Annotated in this window: 21 protein-coding genes; 9 read left to right on the top strand and 12 right to left on the bottom strand. The window is 65.6% G+C overall.

The features are described 5' to 3' along the window. Positions 1-72: 72 nt before the first annotated feature. The 3 genes from KBW95_RS07825 to KBW95_RS07815 are packed head-to-tail and all read right to left on the bottom strand — an operon-like array spanning position 73 to position 1,182. Entirely contained in the window at positions 73-480 is a 408-nt protein-coding gene (locus KBW95_RS07825; RefSeq protein WP_211525876.1) for a hypothetical protein, read from the bottom strand. A 49-nt stretch (positions 481-529) separates the two neighbouring features. Continuing rightward, on the bottom strand, positions 530-682 hold the full coding sequence (locus KBW95_RS07820) for a DUF3309 family protein (protein ID WP_211525877.1): 153 nt from the start codon (positions 680-682) through the stop codon (positions 530-532). A 23-nt stretch (positions 683-705) separates the two neighbouring features. Then, positions 706-1,182, bottom strand: a complete 477-nt coding sequence (locus KBW95_RS07815) for a glycine zipper 2TM domain-containing protein (protein ID WP_211527901.1) — start codon at positions 1,180-1,182, stop codon at positions 706-708. 193 nt (positions 1,183-1,375) lie between these two features. Here KBW95_RS07815 and KBW95_RS07810 point away from each other — a divergent pair, with 193 nt between their 5' ends. The 3 genes from KBW95_RS07810 to KBW95_RS07800 all read left to right on the top strand — a co-directional run bounded on the left by KBW95_RS07810 (position 1,376) and on the right by KBW95_RS07800 (position 3,638). Beyond that, on the top strand, positions 1,376-1,927 hold the full coding sequence (locus KBW95_RS07810) for a hypothetical protein (RefSeq protein WP_211525879.1): 552 nt from the start codon (positions 1,376-1,378) through the stop codon (positions 1,925-1,927). Between the two features lie 85 nt (positions 1,928-2,012). Continuing rightward, entirely contained in the window at positions 2,013-2,336 is a 324-nt protein-coding gene (locus KBW95_RS07805) for a BON domain-containing protein (protein ID WP_211525880.1), read from the top strand. Between the two features lie 45 nt (positions 2,337-2,381). Then, a complete protein-coding gene (locus KBW95_RS07800) occupies positions 2,382-3,638 on the top strand; it encodes an AI-2E family transporter (protein WP_211525881.1) in 1,257 nt (418 codons plus the stop codon). Between the two features lie 30 nt (positions 3,639-3,668). Here the strand turns inward: KBW95_RS07800 and KBW95_RS07795 are convergent, their stop codons facing one another. Further along, entirely contained in the window at positions 3,669-4,592 is a 924-nt protein-coding gene (locus KBW95_RS07795) for a YihY/virulence factor BrkB family protein (RefSeq protein ID WP_211527900.1), read from the bottom strand. Positions 4,593-4,673: 81 nt separating this feature from the next. Then, positions 4,674-5,711 carry an OmpA family protein gene (locus tag KBW95_RS07790; protein ID WP_211527899.1) on the bottom strand — a complete coding sequence of 346 codons (1,038 nt, stop codon included), beginning with the start codon at positions 5,709-5,711 and terminating at the stop codon, positions 4,674-4,676. 404 nt (positions 5,712-6,115) lie between these two features. On the opposite strand from KBW95_RS07790, the gene KBW95_RS07785 reads away from it, so the two are divergent. The 5 genes from KBW95_RS07785 (at position 6,116) to phbB (ending at position 10,179) form a co-directional block, all read left to right on the top strand. Continuing rightward, positions 6,116-6,730 carry a winged helix-turn-helix domain-containing protein gene (locus tag KBW95_RS07785; protein ID WP_211525884.1) on the top strand — a complete coding sequence of 205 codons (615 nt, stop codon included), beginning with the start codon at positions 6,116-6,118 and terminating at the stop codon, positions 6,728-6,730. 261 nt (positions 6,731-6,991) lie between these two features. Further along, positions 6,992-7,741, top strand: coding sequence for a glutathione peroxidase (locus KBW95_RS07780; RefSeq protein WP_211527898.1), 750 nt, complete (start codon positions 6,992-6,994; stop codon positions 7,739-7,741). Continuing rightward, positions 7,738-8,628, top strand: a complete 891-nt coding sequence (locus KBW95_RS07775; RefSeq protein WP_373888769.1) for a zinc-dependent peptidase — start codon at positions 7,738-7,740, stop codon at positions 8,626-8,628. The genes KBW95_RS07780 and KBW95_RS07775 overlap by 4 nt, the downstream gene beginning before the upstream one ends. A gap of 105 nt (positions 8,629-8,733) precedes the next feature. Then, positions 8,734-9,291: a hypothetical protein gene (locus KBW95_RS07770; protein ID WP_211525887.1), complete on the top strand. Its 558-nt coding sequence runs from the start codon at positions 8,734-8,736 to the stop codon at positions 9,289-9,291. A gap of 144 nt (positions 9,292-9,435) precedes the next feature. Further along, positions 9,436-10,179: an acetoacetyl-CoA reductase gene (phbB, locus tag KBW95_RS07765; protein ID WP_211527897.1), complete on the top strand. Its 744-nt coding sequence runs from the start codon at positions 9,436-9,438 to the stop codon at positions 10,177-10,179. A 297-nt stretch (positions 10,180-10,476) separates the two neighbouring features. Here phbB and KBW95_RS07760 read toward each other — a convergent pair whose 3' ends face one another. From KBW95_RS07760 to KBW95_RS07735, 6 genes are all read right to left on the bottom strand, one after another. Continuing rightward, positions 10,477-11,070: a hypothetical protein gene (locus tag KBW95_RS07760; RefSeq protein WP_229429608.1), complete on the bottom strand. Its 594-nt coding sequence runs from the start codon at positions 11,068-11,070 to the stop codon at positions 10,477-10,479. 10 nt (positions 11,071-11,080) lie between these two features. Next, positions 11,081-11,932 carry a hypothetical protein gene (locus KBW95_RS07755; RefSeq protein ID WP_211525889.1) on the bottom strand — a complete coding sequence of 284 codons (852 nt, stop codon included), beginning with the start codon at positions 11,930-11,932 and terminating at the stop codon, positions 11,081-11,083. Positions 11,933-12,020: 88 nt separating this feature from the next. After that, on the bottom strand, positions 12,021-12,386 hold the full coding sequence (locus KBW95_RS07750) for a VOC family protein (protein ID WP_211525890.1): 366 nt from the start codon (positions 12,384-12,386) through the stop codon (positions 12,021-12,023). Positions 12,387-12,446: 60 nt separating this feature from the next. Then, complete coding sequence (hyi, locus tag KBW95_RS07745; RefSeq protein ID WP_211525891.1) at positions 12,447-13,232, bottom strand: hydroxypyruvate isomerase; 786 nt, start codon at positions 13,230-13,232, stop codon at positions 12,447-12,449. 362 nt (positions 13,233-13,594) lie between these two features. Next, entirely contained in the window at positions 13,595-14,941 is a 1,347-nt protein-coding gene (locus KBW95_RS07740) for a DEAD/DEAH box helicase (RefSeq protein WP_211527896.1), read from the bottom strand. Between the two features lie 262 nt (positions 14,942-15,203). Then, positions 15,204-15,983, bottom strand: a complete 780-nt coding sequence (locus tag KBW95_RS07735; protein WP_211526885.1) for an inositol monophosphatase family protein — start codon at positions 15,981-15,983, stop codon at positions 15,204-15,206. A gap of 189 nt (positions 15,984-16,172) precedes the next feature. Here KBW95_RS07735 and KBW95_RS07730 point away from each other — a divergent pair, with 189 nt between their 5' ends. Then, positions 16,173-16,937: an RNA methyltransferase gene (locus KBW95_RS07730; RefSeq protein ID WP_211527895.1), complete on the top strand. Its 765-nt coding sequence runs from the start codon at positions 16,173-16,175 to the stop codon at positions 16,935-16,937. A gap of 25 nt (positions 16,938-16,962) precedes the next feature. Here the strand turns inward: KBW95_RS07730 and KBW95_RS07725 are convergent, their stop codons facing one another. Beyond that, positions 16,963-17,589 (bottom strand): DUF6058 family natural product biosynthesis protein, encoded by a 627-nt coding sequence (locus KBW95_RS07725; RefSeq protein WP_211527894.1) that lies wholly within the window; start codon positions 17,587-17,589, stop codon positions 16,963-16,965. Positions 17,590-17,716: the final 127 nt, after the last annotated feature.

Below are 17,716 nucleotides of genomic sequence, written 5' to 3'. Positions count from 1 at the left end.
CGGCGCGGAGCTGCCTGGCCGGCCGCCAAGACGGCCGGCTCCAGCCGGCGATGTGTGCCTGTCAGTCCTGGCTCACTGCTCCTGGTCCAGCTGCGCCTTGGCCTGGGCCATGTCCTGCTGCCAGGTTGCGCGCGCTTCCTTCATGCAGGCGCTGCGTTCGGCGGCGGGGCGCTTCTTGCACGCGTTCTGCGCTTCCTGCAGCGCGGCGCCGATTTCCTTCTGCAGCGTCTTCATCTTTGCCTGGCGGGTCGGATCGTCGCGGTACCAGCGCGCCGGATCGCCTTGCGCGATCTCGCGCGCCTGCTGCCGTGCGACGGTCGGATTCACCGCGGCATCGGTGTTGCGTACGGCGGCCTCGGCGCCCGCCTGGGGCTGGGCCTGTTCCTTCGCCGGTTCCTGTACTTGCGCCTGCGCCGCGAGCGCAGCGATGCCGAGCGCGCAGGCGCAAACGCCGCGCACCAGGCGGTTCATGTGTTCCATGCTTGCCTCCAGCTTCAATATCCGGCGCACGCGGCGCCGGCCGGTCAGACTACAGCCATCCGGTCAGCAGCAGGACGACCAGCACGATCACCAGCACGCCGGTCACCCCAACCGGGCCATATCCCCAGCTTCGACTGTGGCTCCAGGTCGGCAGTACGCCGACCAGGGCCACCAGCAGGATGACGAGCAGAAGCGCGCCCATCGCTGCCTACCGCCTGCAGCCGATTAGTAGCGATAGACGCGGCCGTCGACCATGCGAACCCGATTACCGACGCGCAGGTCATACACGCTGTCCTGGGTCACGGTGCGGTATTCGCCGTTGTCCATGCGGATGTTGATTTGGTAGAGCTCCTGGCCGGTCGCGTTGCGGTTGCCTTCGACGCGGTTGCCGATCGCAGCGCCGGCGACACCGCCGGCCACGGTGGCGGCGGTACGGCCGCTGCCGCTGCCGACCTGGTTGCCGGCCAGGGCGCCGACCACGCCGCCCAGCAGCGCGCCGGCGCCGCTGGTGCGGCCGTCGGCCCGGGTCACCTGGATCGATTCGATGGTGCCGTAGCCCATGTTGGCATTGTCGTAGCGGCCATTGGCGTAGCCGCCGCTGGCATAACCGTCGTTGTACGGCTGGGGATTATTGCTGGCGCAGCCAGTGAGCAGGGCGCCAGTGGCGACGACGACGGCGGCGAGGGTGCGGGTAGCGTTCATGTTGTTCTCCTGACAAAAGTATGAGCTCAGATTAGCCATGTGGACATAGGGGGTCTGTGCGGTGCCGCACCCACCTTTCGAGGCAGCCGGGCCGAACTGTTGTGTCCTGTCGAATGTGTTCGATACCGAACAGAAAACGCTGGGCGCGACGTGTACAACGTGGGTTAGCGTGTTGACAAATGGAGAAGAAAAAATGAAAACCTCGCATGCGCTTTTGCTGCTCGGCGCTGCCCTCGGTTGGGCCGGACACAGCCGTGCGCAACAACCGGTGCCGGATGCGAAAACGGCTTACGAGCAGGCACGCGAGTCCGCCGCGGCGAACTACAAAGCGGCGCGCGCCAAGTGCGACCTGATCGCCGGCAATCCGCATGACCTGTGCGTGGCCGAAGCGCGCGCGGCGCGCGTCCGTGTCGACGAAGAAGCGGGCGCCGCCTACAAGAACACCCTGGCCGCCTACACCAAGGCGCGGATGCGCATCGCCTCGGCCAACTACGACCGCGACAAGGTGCGCTGCGCCGGCCTGGCGGGCAACGACCGCGACGTATGCATGGAGCAGGCCAAGGCCGTGCTGGTGGCGGCCCAGGCCGACGCCAAGGCCGACCGCAAGACCATCGAGGCGCGCCTCGATGCGCGCGAAGACAAGATTGCCGCCGAATACAGGGTGGCGCTGGAAAAATGCGACGCCTTCGCCGGCGCCGCCAAGGACCAGTGCGTGAACGCCGCGAAAGCCGCCTTCGGTAAATAAGACCCCGCGCGCCGGCCGGCGCCGGTGCTGCACAACCCGCCCGACAGGGCACAGCTGTATCTCTGACCACTAACAAGGAGCCATCATGAAAATCGCACAACGCCTCATCACCGCCGCCTTCACCGCCGCCGTCGCCATCACCGCTGCCGGCTGCGCATCGAACAGCTCGGACAACACCGCCAAGACCGCCGGCGAATACGTCGACGACGCCGTCATCACCACCAAGGTGAAGGCAGCCCTGGCCGCCGACCCGAACGTGAAGGCGACCGAGGTGAACGTCGAGACCTACAAGGGCGACGTCCAGCTGTCGGGCTTCGTGGCCCAGCCGGGCGATGCACAGCGCGCCGTGGAGATCGCGCGTGGCGTGAAAGGCGTGACTTCGGTCAAAAACGACATCCGTGTGAAATAATAGCGGGTCACCGGGGCGGCCCGGTTCATTGTTCAGGCGTTTTCCATGCAGCTAGCTAAATCCGATCCGGCGTCCCCGACGCCGGCCCCCTTGCCGGCCCCCACGCCTGACGAAGCCGCCCCGGACGCACATCCCGACGGCCAGCAGCCTCCTCATGCCGAGGAGGACCTGGCCCTCCACGCCGGCGGCCTGCGCCTCCCGGTGCACGTCAATGCCCGCGGCCTGTCGCTGGGCATCCTGGCGACCATCGCCTGCGTGTTCGCCCTGCAATGGGCGCAGAAGTTCTTCGTGCCGCTGCTGCTCGGCATCCTGATCGCCTACACCCTGAATCCGGTCGTGCTCTGGTTCGAGCGCATGCATGTGCGCCGCATCGTCGGGGCCACCCTGGTCACCGCCGTGATCGTCGCCTTGATGGCGGGCACCATCTACCGGCTGCAGGACGAATTCTTCAACATCATCGACGAGCTGCCGACGCTCACCCACAAGATCACCAAGATCCTGACCAACAACCCGGGCGGCCAGCGCTCGACCATCCAGCAGGTCCAGGCGGCCGCGGCCGAGATCGAACGCGCCGCCAACAATGTTGGCAGCGATACGCGCCGCGCGGCGCCCAAGCGCCAGAGCCAGCTGCCGGCGGCTGCGGCCGGTTCGAATATCCGCGTGATGGACTGGGTGCTGGCCGGCTCGGTCGGCCTGGCGACCTTCCTGTCGCAGGCGACCATGGTGGTGTTCCTGGTGTTCTTCCTGCTGCTGGCGGGGGATACCTTCAAGCGCAAGCTGGTCAAGCTGACCGGGCCGTCGCTGACGCGCAAGAAAGTGACGGTGCACATCCTGGACGACATCAACACCTCGATCCAGAACTACATGTTCATGCTGCTCGTCACCAACGTGCTGCTGGCCTTGCTGATGTGGGGCGCGCTGCGCGCGATCGGGCTGGAAAACGCCGGCGCCTGGGCCGCCTTCTCGGGCGTGGCCCACCTGATGCCTTACTTCGGGCCGCTCCTGATCACGGCCGCCACCGGCATGGTGGCCTTCCTGCAATTCGAGTCGCTGCGCATGGTGATCCTGGTGGCCGGCGCTTCGCTGGGCATCGCGACCCTGGTCGGCATGGTGGTCGCCACCTGGATGACGGGCAAGATCGCCAAGATGAACCCGGCCGCCGTGTTCGTCAGTCTGCTGTTCTGGGGCTGGCTGTGGGGCGTCTGGGGCCTGCTGCTGGGCGTGCCGGTGGTGATGGTGCTGAAGGTGGTCGCCGAGCGTGTCGAAGGCATGGAGTGGCTGGCCGAGCTGCTGGGCGAATAGCCTGCCCGCGCCGCCCGGCCATCCGTTTCCTCAGGCGCTGCCCGGCATCGGGGCCTTCTTCTTGTCGCCCGTCTCGTGCGCCGGCTTGTGGCGCAGGCTGCCCATCTTGAGCGCGTACTGGCGTGCGAACTCCGCGCCCAGGAAGAAGATCTGGGCCGAGTAATACACCCACAGCAGCAGGGCGATCAGCGAGCCCGCCGCGCCGAAGCTGTCGGCCGCGCCGCTGTTGCCGATGTACAGGCCGATGCCGAACTTCCCGAGCGTGAACATGGCGGCGGTGCCGAGCGCGCCGATGGTCACGTCGTGCCAGGACAGCTTGATCTTCGGGAGCAGCTTGTAGATCACGCCGAACAGCGTGGCGATGACCAGGAAGCTGATGCCGGAAGCGACCCAGCCGAGTATCAGGGCCGCTTCTTTCCACATGCCGCCGATGTAGCGCTCCACCACGGCCAGGCCGGCGCTGACGACCAGCGAGACCATCAGCAGGAAGCCCAGCACCAGGATCAGGCCGAAGGACAGCAGGCGGGTGCGCACCACGTTCCAGACGCCGGACTGGGTGGGCTTGGGCACGTCCCAGATTTCGTCGAGCGAGTCCTTCAGCTCGGCGAATACGGTAGTGGCGCCCACGAACAGCAGGATCGACGCCACGATGGTGGCGAAGCGCCCGGTTTCCTTGTTCTGGGCCCCGGCCAGGATGGCCTGGATGGTTTCCGCCCCCTGCTTGCCGACCAGGCCGCGCAGCTCGCTCAGCAGCTGGCCTTGCGCCGCCTCGGCGCCGTAGAAGAAGCCGGCGACGGCGATCACCAGCACCAGGATGGGCGCCAGCGAAAACAGGGTATAGAAGGCGAGGGCGGCGCCCTTGCTCGATGCGCGGTGGTCCAGCCATTCGGACACGGCGCAGCGCAGCACGTGCGCGATCTGGCGCGAATACGGTAGCCACTTCTTGACAGCCATGTGCCTTCCTCCAAAGGAAAAGGGGGCCGGAGCCCCCTTGGTCCGAGCGGCAGTCCGCTCAGGGACTGCCAGGGCTCGGCATTACTGCACCTTGCGTTCGACGGTGATCTGCTCGACTTCGACGCGGCGGTTCGGTTCGAGGCAGGCGATCAGTTCTGCGCGCTTCTTCTGGTTGCAGGTGACCAGCGGGTTGGCTTCGCCCTTGCCGTAGGCCTTCAGGCGGTTGCCGTCGATGCCCTTGCTGACCAGGTAGTCACGCACGGCGTTGGCGCGGCGCTCCGACAGCTTCAGGTTGTACTTTTCCGAACCCAGGCGGTCGGTGTAGCCGGTGATGTCCACGTCGGTGACGTCCGGAGCGGCTGCCAGGGCGGCGGCGATCTCGTCCAGCTTCGGCGCCGGCAGGATGATCTCGGCCTTGTCGAAGTTGAACAGCTTGGTCGCTTCCAGGGTGACCTTTTCGAAGCGCGGAGCCGGTGCCGGAGCCGGTGCCGGTTCCGGTGCCGGGGCAGGAGCCGGGGCTTCGGCGACGGTGGTGGTGGTGGTCGCGGCGGCGACGACCGCTGCCGGCGGCGGGTTCAGCGCGTAGTTGATGCCGACGGTCAGGTACTTGTTGTTGCTGCGCTTGAAGCCGAAGGCCTGGTCTTCGTTCAGGAAGCCGCGCACGGTGCGCAGGTCGGCTTGCAGGGACCAGCGCGGAGCCAGGTCGGCCTGGAAGCCGATGCCGACGGTGCCGTACGGGGAGGTTTCCTTGACGTTGCGCAGCGGGTTCTCGACCTTGTCGCGCTGCAGGCCGAGGCCGACCAGGACGAACGGACGGATGCGGTTACGCGACAGGAACAGCAGGGCGTCGGCGCCCAGCAGGCTCTGGTGGTAACGCGCGCCGTTTTCCTTGAAGCGGGTGTGGGAGCCGCCGATCTGGACGTCCCACGCCTCGTTGACGACCTGGCCGAACTTCAGTCCGCCGCCGGTATCGCGGTCGGTCACGCCGAAGCCGGAGTCCGGCTTGACGTGGGTGATATTCGGTTGAACATACCATTGCGGATTGACATTTTGGGCGAGGGCGGCGCCGGAAGAGCACACGAGTGCGACAGCCAGGGCGATCTTCTTCGAATTATTCACAGGTAACTCCCGTAAGTTAAAAATGGATGACATCACATGAATAGACAGGGATGTTGGATAAACATTAACAGTGCAAGTTCCGCAAGCTCGGTGCGATAGCGCACCTAGTGAGGAGCCGTGTGCAATTCTACAACAGTGATCAAAAACCCACATTTCTCTACGGAACGCACCAAATCGGTGCGTTTTTTGTTGATGGGAAACAAAAGAGCCTGGAAAAGCGCTCGGGAGGGTGGACAAAAATGCTTGTCGGAATGTTGTCGAATGTTGGATGGCGCACAGACCGGACGGGCTGAGACAGGCAATCTTGAGTCCAGTTAAGCGGAACCGAGGTGTTGTCAGGGTGTCATACGAACACACAGCGACCCGGACCACACAGTCTCACTCTCTCATTGGAGCTCAAGAATATGCATGCAACGACTCACCACAACGCGGCCCAAGGCGAAACCGGCGCAGTGCACACTTCCAGCAACTCGGCACTGATCGAACGCGTCCCGCCGCAACCGACCGAGCGCGCCCCGATCTCGCTGGCGCCCATCGAGCGCGTGCGCTCGACCTCGGCCACGCAGCGCCGCATCGAGAACATGCAAAAGCTGATCAATGAACTGTCGAACCACGAAATGCTGGCCGACGAGATCGCCTGGTTCCTGAAGTTCTCGCCGTCGGGCGCCCGCAAATACATCCGCGACCTGCGCGAAGCCGGCGTCATCGAGCTGGCCCGCTATATCGAGGGTACCGCCACCTACCTGGGCAAGGCCGTGTACCAGATCTCGCCGGACCCGGAGCGCGTCAAGGCCTTCCTGGCGGCAATCTGCCAGCCGAAGCGCGAAGGCACCACCCCACGCAAGGAACGTCCGGGCCTGCGCGAGCAGAACATGGCCGGCAGCGGCCGTCACTTCCACATCCTGGCCGACGACACCCACTACGCCATCCGCGTGAACCGCAGCCCGGTGACCCGCGACCCGCTGGTGGCCGCCCTGTTCGGCCCGGCGCCGAGCCAGACCGCCAAGGAACGCGCCTGAGTGCGCGCCCCGGAGCCGCCGCGGTAGAGAGCCGCGCCGGTTCCGGTCCGACGATCGCTGACGTCATTTCACCGCGCCTTGTGCGCGGTTTTGTTTTTTGGGGCTTCGGCTTCGATAGGGTATTGGCTGTCCATGCATTTCCGCCGCCTCATTTAGCTGAATAACTATTTGCATCGAGCACGTTGAAAACCGGTCAATAAACCTCACCTGTCCGCCATGCGACGGTCCCCGGACCGCCTGTTCAACCGACAAGGAGTGACGATGTTACCGAGTGCCGACAGCCTGCAGGGCAAGCCTGTTCCGAACGTGGTCTTCAAGGCGCGCCCCGACGACCAGTGGCGCGACCTGACGACCGATGAGCTGTTCAAGGGCAAGACCGTGGTGGTGTTCTCGCTGCCCGGCGCCTTCACGCCGACCTGTTCCTCGACGCATCTGCCGCGCTATAACGAGCTTGCGCCTGTGCTGCGCGACAATGGCGTCGACGACATCCTGTGCATTTCGGTCAACGACGCCTTCGTGATGAACCAGTGGAAGGCCGGTCAGGACGCCGCCAACATCACCGTCATCCCCGACGGCAATGGCGACTTCACCGAAGGCATGGGCATGCTGGTCGACAAGCGCGACCTGGGCTTCGGCAAGCGCTCCTGGCGCTATTCGATGCTGGTGCGCGACGGCGTGATTGACAAGATCTTCATCGAGCCGGACAAGGAGGGCGATCCCTTCGAGGTGTCGGATGCCGACACCATGCTGCGCTACCTGAATCCCGAGGCCGTGGCGCCCGATCCGGTGGTGATGTTCTCGCGTCCCGGCTGCCCGCACTGCGCGCGCGCCAAGCAGGCGCTTAACGATGCGGGCATTATCTTCACAGATATTTCTGAAGACCAGAAGATCACCACCAGCGTACTGCGCGGCGTCACCGGGCGCCTGACCTGGCCGCAGGTATTCGTCGGCGGACGCCTGGTCGGCGGCGCGGACGATGTGCTGAGCTGGGTCGGCGCGCAGGCGCAATGATGGACGCATGGATTCTTGGCTCCCTGGCCGGGGCCGCGCTGCTGGCCTGGCTGGTGCCCGCTTGGCGCCGGCGCCGCGCCCTGACGCGCCCCTTGCCGCCGGAGCAGGTGGCGGTGCTGGAGCGCAATGTGGCGCAGTATGCCGGCATGGATCCTGCCCAGCGCCACAAGCTGGCGCGCATGGTCCAGCAATTCCTGTTCGAGAAGAAATTCGTCGGCTGCGCCGGCCTCGAGCTGACCGACGAGATGCGGGTGACCATCGCCGGCCAGGCCTGCCTGCTGCTGCTCGGGCGTACCGCGCAAGAGGGGCCGGCCTTGCTCTACCCGACGCTGCACACGATCCTGGTTTATCCGGGCGCCTTCCTGGTGCCGCGCAAGGAAGTCGACGTGGCCGGCGTGGTGACCGAAGGGCGCCAGGACCTGCTGGGCGAATCCTGGGGCGACGGCCGCGTGATCCTGTCCTGGGACCACGTGCGGCGCGCCGGCCATCCCGAGCCGCCCAGCCACAATGTGGTGCTGCACGAATTCGCGCACCAGCTCGACAGCGAGTCCGGCAGCACCAATGGCGCGCCCTACCTGGGCAGCCGCGAACGCTACCGCAGCTGGTCCGAAGTGCTGTCGCGCGATTACGCCAACCTGCGCCATGAAGCCATGTTCGGCATGCACGGCGTGCTCGACCATTACGGCGCGAGCAGCCCGGCCGAGTTCTTCGCCGTCGCCACCGAAAGCTTTTTCGAGCAGCCGCACCAGCTGGCGGCGCGCCATCCGGCGCTGTACGGAGAGTTCCTCAAGTATTACCGGATCGATCCGCGTCAATGGCAACCCGAACCCGTGGCCGTCATGCTGGAACCTGATCCGCAAGGCGTGGTCTACGGTATGTGGCGCTGAGAGCGGCCGGCGCGCTGGCTGAGTTGGGCAAAGCGTGCGTCTGCGTACAGAGCGGCGAGCGCGACAGGAGCATGCTTGAGCCACCACGATCCAGGAGGAATCGCAATGTCCACCATCATCGCAGGGCACGTACAGCTTCAGGAAGACGTCGAACGCGCGCGCCGCGCGCTGGTCGACGCGGGTTTCGACGCCGACCGCGTCAGCGGCTTCTACGTCAGCCAGCCCGGCCAGCACGACACCACCCCGATCGGCGGCGACAACATCCTGTCGCCCGGCGCCAAGGAAACGCCGGAGGGGGTGGTGAAGGGTGTCGCCACCGGCGGCGTGGTCGGCGCGGCCATCGGCGCAGCCACGGTGCCGGTCACCGGGCCGCTGGGACCCATCGTCGGCGGCCTGGTCGGCGGCCACGTGGGCTCGCTGTTCAGCTTCAGCAAGATGAAAGAGGCCGGGGAGCACGAGAAAGGCGGCGACGAGAACGAAGTCCCGCCGCGCCTGACCGGCATGCTGGTCGCGGTCGCCTTCGACGATACCGGCCTGGAAAGCAAGGCCGTCGACATCATGCGCCAGCTGGGCGCGCAGCGCATCGAGCGCGCGCAGGGCAATATCGTCGATGGCGACTGGGCCGATTTCGATCCCACCTGCCGGCCCGACGTCATCGCCTAGCGGCCGAACCGCAGGTCAGGGCCGCACGCCCGTCCATTAGGGGCGATGTTTGATCGCCCTCAAATGACCTATCTCAACGCTTCCCTACACTCCCCAGTTCGGGCTGCGCATGAAGCGCGGTGTGTGATGCAAGGGGAAGGAATCATGAGCAAACAAGTGGCTTTGGTGACGGGCGGGCTGGGCGGACTCGGCACGGCAGTATGCCGCCGTCTGCACCAGGAAGGATTCATCATTGCAGCGACCTGCTCGCCGTCCAATGGCCAGCGCCATGCATGGCTCGCGGCGCAGCGCGACGAGGGGATGGACGTGCTGGTGGTCGAGGCCGACGTCGCCGACGACAGCGCCTGCGCCAGGGCGGTGCAGCGCGTGCTGGCCGAGACGAAGCGGATCGACGTGCTGGTCAACAATGCCGGCATCACGCGCGACCGCAGCCTGCGCAAGATGGGCGTCGACGACTGGCATGCCGTCATGGGGGCGAACCTCGACAGCGTATTCAGCATGACCCGCCACGTGCTCGAGCCGATGATCGAGCAGAGCTGGGGAAGGGTGATCAACATTTCCTCGGTCAATGGCCAGCAGGGCGCCTTCGGCCAGGCCAATTACGCGGCGGCCAAGGCGGGCATGCATGGCTTCACCAAGGCGCTGGCGCTGGAAGTCGCGCGCCATGGCATCACGGTCAACACGGTGTCGCCCGGCTATCTGGCGACCAGGATGGTGAGCGAGGTGCCTGAAAAAGTGATGAAGGAACGTATCCTGCCTGCGATTCCGGTTGGCCGGCTGGGCACGCCGGAAGAGGTCGCCGGGCTGGTGGCTTACCTGGCGTCGGAACAAGCTGGCTTCATGACGGGGGCTAACATCGCGATCAATGGCGGGCAGCATATGTGCTGAGCGCACAGGCGCCGGCGCGTGCGAGGGTGTACTGCGCACGCCGGCGAGCCGATAGGCGACATGATCGGGGGCGATGCGCTTCACGGTCGCTGGCCTGGAGCACGTCGCCTTTTTCATGTGATGCGATGTTGCCGGCTTCCGGATGAAGGAGAAAGCAGCCGATTCGCCGGCGTGCGCGCTATCGTCTCGTGACTGTTTCCCGTGATGTGTGCGGCTAGCTCGGAAGCACTGTCTCTCCAGCCCGGGGAGGCCGCGGATCGCCCGCCGGTCGCGGGCGGGCGATGCGGCCGGCGACGCTCATGCCGCAGCGGTCGGCGGTTTCGGCGGCGCAATCGCTTCGATGATCCTGATTTGCTTGGCGATCTTGTCCAGCGCCAGCAGGATCGGCGCCGGCTGGCCGGTGCCGACCGCCCCCGCGAAGGCCAGCAGGCCGGCCACCAGCGTGGTGACTTCGCCGATCAGGCCGATCTTGCGGATCTTTTCGGCGGCATCGGCGGTCAGCGCCATCAGGTGGCTCTGCGGCTTGCCCAAGCCCTTCACGATCACGGTCGCGGCGTCGGCATACAGTCCGTTGGCGCGCTGGCGCAGCAGGATCTCGTCGTCCAGCAGCTTGCGCATCGTCGCCTGGACTTTCTCCGGCACGGGGCCGCCCTGGTAGCTGCGGATCTCGCGCATGATGCGCTCGTGCAGCTGGTCGGCGCAGGAAGAGAGCTGGTCGGCGAGTTCGGCCACCTGGTCGACGCTGGACAGGCCGCCGGCCCGCGCCGCCGCCGGGCCGCTTGGCGGCGACTCCGCCGCGGACTTCGCGGTGGCGGACGTTCCTGCGGAAGGTGTCGCGGGACCGGGCGAAGCGGCAGTTCCCCGGCCGGAAGAGGGTGGATTGCTGGTCATGGTAAGCCTCTCAATCTCCGGACAGGTTTTCGCGGATCGTCCGCAGGTCGCGGCCGTAGTTCGCGAGCAGGCGCCGGACTTCGTCGCTCGTGAGGTGGTTCAGGTTCTCGCGCATCTTCTGGTGGCCGAGCGCCACCTTGGTCAGGCCCTGCAGCGCCAGCGCGTAGCGGCGGTCGATCAGCCTGTACTCGGTCGACTTGTTCAGGTAGTGGACCTTGGCCAAGGTCACCAGCATGCGGTCGGAGCTGCGCGTCGAAAACGGTATCTCGACGTCGAAGATGCCGAGTACGGTCTTCTTCTCATTCTCGTTGGTCTTGTAATACAGCCGCGTGAGCGAAATCATGGCGTCGAGCAGCACCTGGACATCGGCGTCGCCGTCGCGCACCATGGTCTCGACGCTGCGGTTCTGGTAGCCGGAGGCGATCACGCGCGTCAGGAGGCGGGTGAGGCCGGTATAGGCCGCGATGTGGCGCTGCTGGAGGCCGGAGTCGGCATTGGCCTTCAGGCCATTGCCCAAGTCATCGATACGATCGGACAGGTCGTAGCGTCCATCGCCCGCCAGCAAACTGAGGGTTTGCATGTAGAGCACCAGCGTCTTCTGTATGGCGACGAAGTCCTCGTAGACGGCGCGGCGCTTGGCGTCGTTTTCGCGCGCCAGCTTGTCGGCCGGCGGCGACAGGTAGGGCTGTTCGCGTTCGTAGGTGTCGCGGTAGCGGCGCGCCAGCTCGGCATAGCCGCCCAGGCGGGCGGAAGCGTCCGCGAACTCGCGCACTTCCTGGAGGCTGACGGGCCCGGTGGTGGCGCAGCCGGCCAGCAGCAGGCTGGCCAGGAACAACAGACGCAAAGCAAGGCGTTGGAGCATCGAAGGTCCTCCCCGGCCGCGCAATATGGCGGCCTGAACCTCCTCATTCTTTCAAACCCGGCTGCGCACGTTCTTGCTAATCGTCAACTCAGGCGACCTTGGCCGGGTCGAAGTGCGGGTTCTGGATGATGCCGAACAGGTTGCCGAAGGGATCGCGCACCGTCGCCACGCGGATGCCTTCGCCGACATCGGCGACCGGCGAATCGACCGTGGCGCCGAGCCCGACGAGGCGGGCGAGTTCGGCGTCGGCATCCTGGGTGCCCCAGTAGGCGGTCGCGCCGCTGGTGCCGGGCTGGCCGTCCGGAATCAGGCCCAGCTCGAAGCCGCCGATCTCGAAGCCGACGTAGAAGGGCTGGTCGAAATAGGGCGCCTTGCCGGCGACGCGCGCATACCATGCGGCGGCTTCAGCCAGGTTGTCGACGGGGTAGATGACGGTACGCAGTCCTTGGATCATGGCGGCTCCTGATTGCCTGGTTGAGTGAGCGCCGATGTTGCCGGATTGTCAGCACCTTGTCTAGCGGCCCCTTCGGACTTCCTCGAGCCAGCCGAGCGAGGCCAGCGTCTCGCCCTCGGGCACATACTCGCAGCCTACCCAGCCTTCATAGCCGAGTTCGTCGAGCAGGCGGAACAGGAAGGGAAAGTGGATCTCGCCGGTGCCGGGCTGATGGCGGCCGGGGACGTCGGCGAGCTGGATATGCCGGATGAGGCCGAAGCGTTCGCGCAAGGTGGCGGCGAGGTCGCCTTCCATGCGCTGCATGTGATAGATGTCGTACTGCATGAAAAGGTTCGGCGCGGCGCACTGCGCGATGACCTCGGCCGCTTGGCGCGTGCCAGTTAGAAAATAGCCCGGCACATCGCGATCATTGATGGGTTCGATGAGCAGCTCGATCCCCTGTTCGGCGCACCGGGCGGCGGCGAAGCGCAGATTCTCGACATAGGTGGCGTGCGCCCGTTCGGCCGCGACGCCATGCGGCAGCTTACCCGCGAGACAGTGCAGGCGAGGCGTCTTCAACTCGATCGCGTACTCCAGGGCGAGTCCGACGCTATCTTGGAATTCCCCGACGCGCCGCGGATCGCAAGCCATCCCGCGCTCCCCCGCCGCCCAATCCCCTGCCGGCAAGTTATGGAGAACAAGCTGCAGCCGATGCCTTTCCAGCCTCTGCGCGATGCTGTCTGCCTCTACGCCATACGGAAACATGCACTCCACCGCCTCGAACCCGGCCGCCCGCGCCAGCGCGTAGCGTTCGAGGAAAGGCGCCTCGGTGAACAACATACTCAGGTTGGCGGCGAACTGGGGCATGGTACTAAGCAGTCAAGAAAGACCACTATCCTAACCCAAGCACGCAAGCAGGGTCAGAGTCGAATTGTTTGGCAACTTCGAGGAATTTCCCAATAAATCGACTCTGACCCTATTTAATTTTCTGGCCTGCAGCCAAGGTTTCGCCATGGCGCCATTGATCCAACAAACTAAATTGCTGAGCTTAAGGCTTTCGGGCTTTTTTGATTCCGGGGAGCTAAAAAATAAATAGGGTCAGAGTCGAATTGTTGGGAAATTCCTCAGAATTGCCAAACAATTCGACTCTGACCCTAATTGGGCTTGCCCCTCATTCGGCTGCCTTGAATCGGCTGGCCGAAGGGGCGCCGCGCAAGGCGGCGGGGGGCTTAGCGGTCGCGGGCGGGGCGCGAGGCTTGCGGGGGACGCGGGCCGTTGCGCTTGGCGCCGGCGGAGGCGCCGGGTGCGCCCGGGGCGCGCGGCTTGCCGCCGTTGCCGCCGCTGCGGCCGCCGTTCGGACGGCCACGGTTCGGGTGGCCCGGGGCGCCGCTGCGCAGCTGGATCGGCTGCGGCTTGGCGTTCAGGTCCGGCTCGAAGCCAGGAATCACGTGACGCGGCAGCGTCTGCTTGATGAGCTTTTCGATGTCCTTCAGCATCTGGTGCTCGTCCACGCACACCAGCGACACCGCTTCGCCCGTCGCGCCCGCGCGGCCGGTACGGCCGATACGGTGCACGTAGTCTTCCGGCACGTTCGGCAGGTCGTAGTTCACCACGTGCGGCAGCTGGTCGATGTCGATGCCGCGCGCCGCGATGTCGGTCGCCACCAGCACCTGCAGGCTGCCGTCCTTGAATTCCGACAAGGCCTTGGTGCGTGCCGACTGGCTCTTGTTGCCGTGGATCGCCATCGCGCCGATGCCGTCCTTGCCCAGCTGTTCCACCAGCTTGTTGGCGCCATGCTTGGTGCGCGTGAACACCAGCACCTGGTGCCAGTTGTTCGACTTGATCAGGTGCGACAGCATCGGGTGCTTCTTGTCGCGGTCGACCGGGTGGATCTTTTGCGCGATCACTTCCACGGTCGAGTTGCGGCGCGCCACTTCGATCGACGCAGGGTTGTTCAGCAGACGGTCGGCCAGGGCCTTGATATCGTCCGAGAAAGTAGCCGAGAACAGCAGGTTCTGGCGCTTCGGCGGCAGCAGGGCCAGCACCTTGCGGATGTCGTGGATGAAGCCCATGTCCAGCATGCGGTCGGCTTCGTCCAGGATCAGGATCTCGATCTTGCTCAGGTCGACGGTGCCCTGGCCCGCGTGGTCGAGCAGGCGGCCCGGCGTCGCCACCAGGATGTCCACGCCATGCTTGAGCAGCTTGATCTGCGGATTGATGCCGACGCCGCCGAAGATCACGGCGGAATTCAGGTTGGTGTACTTGCCGTACACGCGCACGCTTTCCTCGACCTGGGCCGCGAGTTCGCGGGTCGGGGTCAGCACCAGGGCGCGGATGGTGCGCGGAGCGGTCTTGTTGCGCAAGGCGGCGCCGGTCTTGTCGGTCGACAGGCGATGCAGGATCGGCAGGGTGAAGCCGGCGGTCTTGCCGGTGCCGGTCTGGGCGCCGGCCAGCAGGTCGCCGCCGTTCAGGACAGCAGGAATGGCCTGGGCCTGGATCGGCGTCGGGGCGGAGTAACCCTGTTCAGTAACGGCGCGCACGATGACGTCAGACAGACCAAGTGTAGAAAAAGACATAAATTCTCAGTAAAGAGTGGCCCGTCGCCATGAAAGGCGCCAGTCCAGGGAACTCGGATCGGATAGTGCAGGCGGGCGGCCGAGCCGCATCCCGCCCGGACGCTGCCGCATGTCGCGAAGTGCGCAGTGCGGCTAGCCGGGATTATAGTGAGAATGTTTCACTATGGAAAGTTTTGTGCAAAACTAACGGGCACTTTCCAGCCGTTGACGCGGGACAGGGTGGCTTGTGGCCGTCCTCCGTCCCGGAAGCACGGAGGGTATTTTACGCGAAAGGCGACAACAGCGGGATCAGGCCCCCGAATACCTTCGGGCCGGCGGCGATCACGTCACCCTTGTGCAGGTAGTCCGACTCGCCGTTGAACTCGCCGACGATGCCGCCCGCCTCGGTCACCAGCAGCGCACCGGCGGCGATGTCCCAGACTTTCAGGCCCTTTTCGAAGTAGCCGTCGATGCGGCCGGCGGCCACGTTGGCCAGTTCCAGGGCGGCCGAGCCGCCGCTGCGCACGCCGTGGCTGCGCGAGGCGACGACTTCGTACATGCGCAGGTATTCGGCCAGCGCGCGCGGATCCGGGCCGTGGCCGCTCGAGAGCAGGGCGCGCGCGATGCGGTCGGTGCTGCGCACGCGGATACGCTTGTCGTTCAGGTAGGCGCCGGCGCCCTTGCTGGCGGTGAACAGGTCGTTGCGGACCGGGTCATAGACCAGGGAATGGGTGATCACGCCGCGCTGTTGCAGGGCGATGGCGATGCAGTAGTTGGGGTAGCCGTGCAGGAAGTTGGTGGTGCCATCGATCGGGTCGATGATCCACACGTTTTCACTCTCGTCGTTCAGGTTGGCGGACGCGCCGCTTTCCTCGGCCAGGATCGCGTGATCCGGATAAGCCTTCAGCAGGGTCTCGACGATCGCCTGTTCCGCCGCCTGGTCGACGTCGGTGACGAAATCGTTGTGTTGCTTTTCAGAGACGGTGATGCGGTCGATATCGAAGGACGCGCGGTTGATGACGGTGGCGGCGCGGCGAGCGGCCTTGATGGCCGTGTTGAGCATTGGGTGCATGGAGGCTTTTCCGTGAAAAAACGCGAACGGCCCACGAACGCACCAGGGCGCTGTGAACGGTCGGCTATAAGAGTGAATTAAAGAGCAAAGCGGTGCCGAACCCGTTACAATCGCGGGCCTCAGGTATCAACCCAAGCCGCTTTCGAACCGTTCGCACACCGCGCGATGGCGCTATTGTAAATGAACTCGACCCAACCCGACACTTCTCTTTTCACCCGGCTGCGCTTTGTGCTGGTCGAAACCAGCCGCGCGGGCAATATCGGTGCGGTCGCCCGGGCCATGAAAACGATGGGATTCAGCGACCTGGTGCTGGTCACCCCCAAGTGCGAGGATCCCCTGAACGATGCGGAAGCGGTGGCCTTCGCCAGCGGCGCGGGCGACCTGCTGCAGAATGCCCGCATCGCCGGCAGCATCGGCGAAGCGCTGGAAGGCTGCAACTTCGCCGCCGCCGTGTCGGCGCGCCTGCGCGAATTCTCGCCGCCGGTCTGGACCCCGCGCGCCTTCTCCAGCCACGCGGCCGGGCAGGCGGAACTGCGTCCAGCCGTGGTGCTCGGCAACGAGCGGGTCGGCCTGCCGAACCACATCGTCGAGCAGTGCAACGTCCTGATCAACATCCCGGCCAATCCCGATTACTCGTCGCTGAACCTGTCGCAGGCGGCCCAGGTGCTGGCCTACGAGGCGCGCCTTGCCGCGACCGGCGACGGCGTCGACCTGCGCGGCGTGGGCTTCCATGGCGACGCCGCCAGCGTCACCCAGATCGAAGGCATGTACACGCACCTGGAGGAAGCGCTGGTGGCGATCGACTTCCTCAGGCCCGACAACCCCGGGAAGCTGATGCCGCGCCTGAAGCGCCTGTTCGCGCGCACCCAGCTCGAGACCGAGGAAGTCAACATCCTGCGCGGCATCGCACGCCAGATCCTCAAGCACGCGCCTTCGAAAGACTAGGCAAACGTTCTTTGCATCCAGGGCGCTACGTGCAAATATCCTTTGCAGCGAAGCCATAGCGGGCGCGGATTTCATCGATGTAGCGATGACGCGAGCTGCGCAGCCTTTCGTGCGGCGCGAATGGGCTGCTGGCCCGGTCCAGCAGGTCGACCGCGGCCTGCAGCCGCGCCAGGTCGGGCGCTTCGGATGCCGTCGACTCGCGGATGACGCAGATGGCCAGTTCCTTGGCCGCGATGTCTTCCGGTAGCCCGGAACGGGTACAGAGTCCGTAAGTCCCGTCCAGGAAGTGCCCCCATTCGTCGCGCAGATGGGCGTCCAGGCCATCGTTCAGCTTCCGATCGCTGCTCTCCAGGGGCAGGGCGGCCAGCGCCTCGCGGTAGCGCCGCGCGAACATCCCGAATGGATCCCGCGGCGCCGCCTGCAGCGCGCCGAGCCACGCAGCATAGCCGCGTGCGTAATACTCGACGGCGTGCTCCTCGGCATGCGGCCCGAAAAACGAGTCGCAGCCGAGCGCAAGGCGCAGCCGGTAGGAAGGCTTCGGCATCGCGCCGTCGCGGATGAGCGCATCCAGGTGCTCCGGGGCCAGGCAGGCGGCCGCCAGCAACTGGGCGCGGGTGAAGAAGTGCTGGTTGAGGTAGTCGATGAGTTCCATGCCGCCATCCTAGCCGGGCAGCCAGGTCCCTCGCTTCGGCGCGGGTCGAAGCATATAGACGATCCCCTCTAGTCCGGCCCGCTGGCGGTGGCGGGGCGGGACCTTTGTCGTACACTAGAAAAAACAC

The sequence above is a fragment of the Massilia sp. ZL223 genome (assembly GCF_018119395.1).
Classification (GTDB): domain Bacteria; phylum Pseudomonadota; class Gammaproteobacteria; order Burkholderiales; family Burkholderiaceae_D; genus Telluria.
The sequence above is the reverse complement of the archived record's forward strand: the minus strand, read 5'-3'. Positions and strand labels throughout refer to the sequence as shown.

Coding starts and splice junctions, on each gene's coding strand:
- KBW95_RS07785 (WP_211525884.1), top strand. CDS start 6,116: ATGCATGCAACGACTCACCACAACGCGGCCCAAGGCGAAACCGGCGCA.
- KBW95_RS07805 (WP_211525880.1), top strand. CDS start 2,013: ATGAAAATCGCACAACGCCTCATCACCGCCGCCTTCACCGCCGCCGTC.
- KBW95_RS07780 (WP_211527898.1), top strand. CDS start 6,992: ATGTTACCGAGTGCCGACAGCCTGCAGGGCAAGCCTGTTCCGAACGTG.
- KBW95_RS07800 (WP_211525881.1), top strand. CDS start 2,382: ATGCAGCTAGCTAAATCCGATCCGGCGTCCCCGACGCCGGCCCCCTTG.
- KBW95_RS07730 (WP_211527895.1), top strand. CDS start 16,173: ATGAACTCGACCCAACCCGACACTTCTCTTTTCACCCGGCTGCGCTTT.
- KBW95_RS07775 (WP_373888769.1), top strand. CDS start 7,738: ATGATGGACGCATGGATTCTTGGCTCCCTGGCCGGGGCCGCGCTGCTG.
- KBW95_RS07795 (WP_211527900.1), bottom strand. CDS start 4,592: ATGGCTGTCAAGAAGTGGCTACCGTATTCGCGCCAGATCGCGCACGTG.
- KBW95_RS07760 (WP_229429608.1), bottom strand. CDS start 11,070: ATGACCAGCAATCCACCCTCTTCCGGCCGGGGAACTGCCGCTTCGCCC.
- KBW95_RS07770 (WP_211525887.1), top strand. CDS start 8,734: ATGTCCACCATCATCGCAGGGCACGTACAGCTTCAGGAAGACGTCGAA.
- KBW95_RS07825 (WP_211525876.1), bottom strand. CDS start 480: ATGGAACACATGAACCGCCTGGTGCGCGGCGTTTGCGCCTGCGCGCTC.
- KBW95_RS07740 (WP_211527896.1), bottom strand. CDS start 14,941: ATGTCTTTTTCTACACTTGGTCTGTCTGACGTCATCGTGCGCGCCGTT.
- hyi (WP_211525891.1), bottom strand. CDS start 13,232: ATGCCCCAGTTCGCCGCCAACCTGAGTATGTTGTTCACCGAGGCGCCT.
- KBW95_RS07820 (WP_211525877.1), bottom strand. CDS start 682: ATGGGCGCGCTTCTGCTCGTCATCCTGCTGGTGGCCCTGGTCGGCGTA.
- KBW95_RS07725 (WP_211527894.1), bottom strand. CDS start 17,589: ATGGAACTCATCGACTACCTCAACCAGCACTTCTTCACCCGCGCCCAG.
- KBW95_RS07735 (WP_211526885.1), bottom strand. CDS start 15,983: ATGCTCAACACGGCCATCAAGGCCGCTCGCCGCGCCGCCACCGTCATC.
- KBW95_RS07815 (WP_211527901.1), bottom strand. CDS start 1,182: ATGAACGCTACCCGCACCCTCGCCGCCGTCGTCGTCGCCACTGGCGCC.
- KBW95_RS07810 (WP_211525879.1), top strand. CDS start 1,376: ATGAAAACCTCGCATGCGCTTTTGCTGCTCGGCGCTGCCCTCGGTTGG.
- KBW95_RS07755 (WP_211525889.1), bottom strand. CDS start 11,932: ATGCTCCAACGCCTTGCTTTGCGTCTGTTGTTCCTGGCCAGCCTGCTG.
- phbB (WP_211527897.1), top strand. CDS start 9,436: ATGAGCAAACAAGTGGCTTTGGTGACGGGCGGGCTGGGCGGACTCGGC.
- KBW95_RS07750 (WP_211525890.1), bottom strand. CDS start 12,386: ATGATCCAAGGACTGCGTACCGTCATCTACCCCGTCGACAACCTGGCT.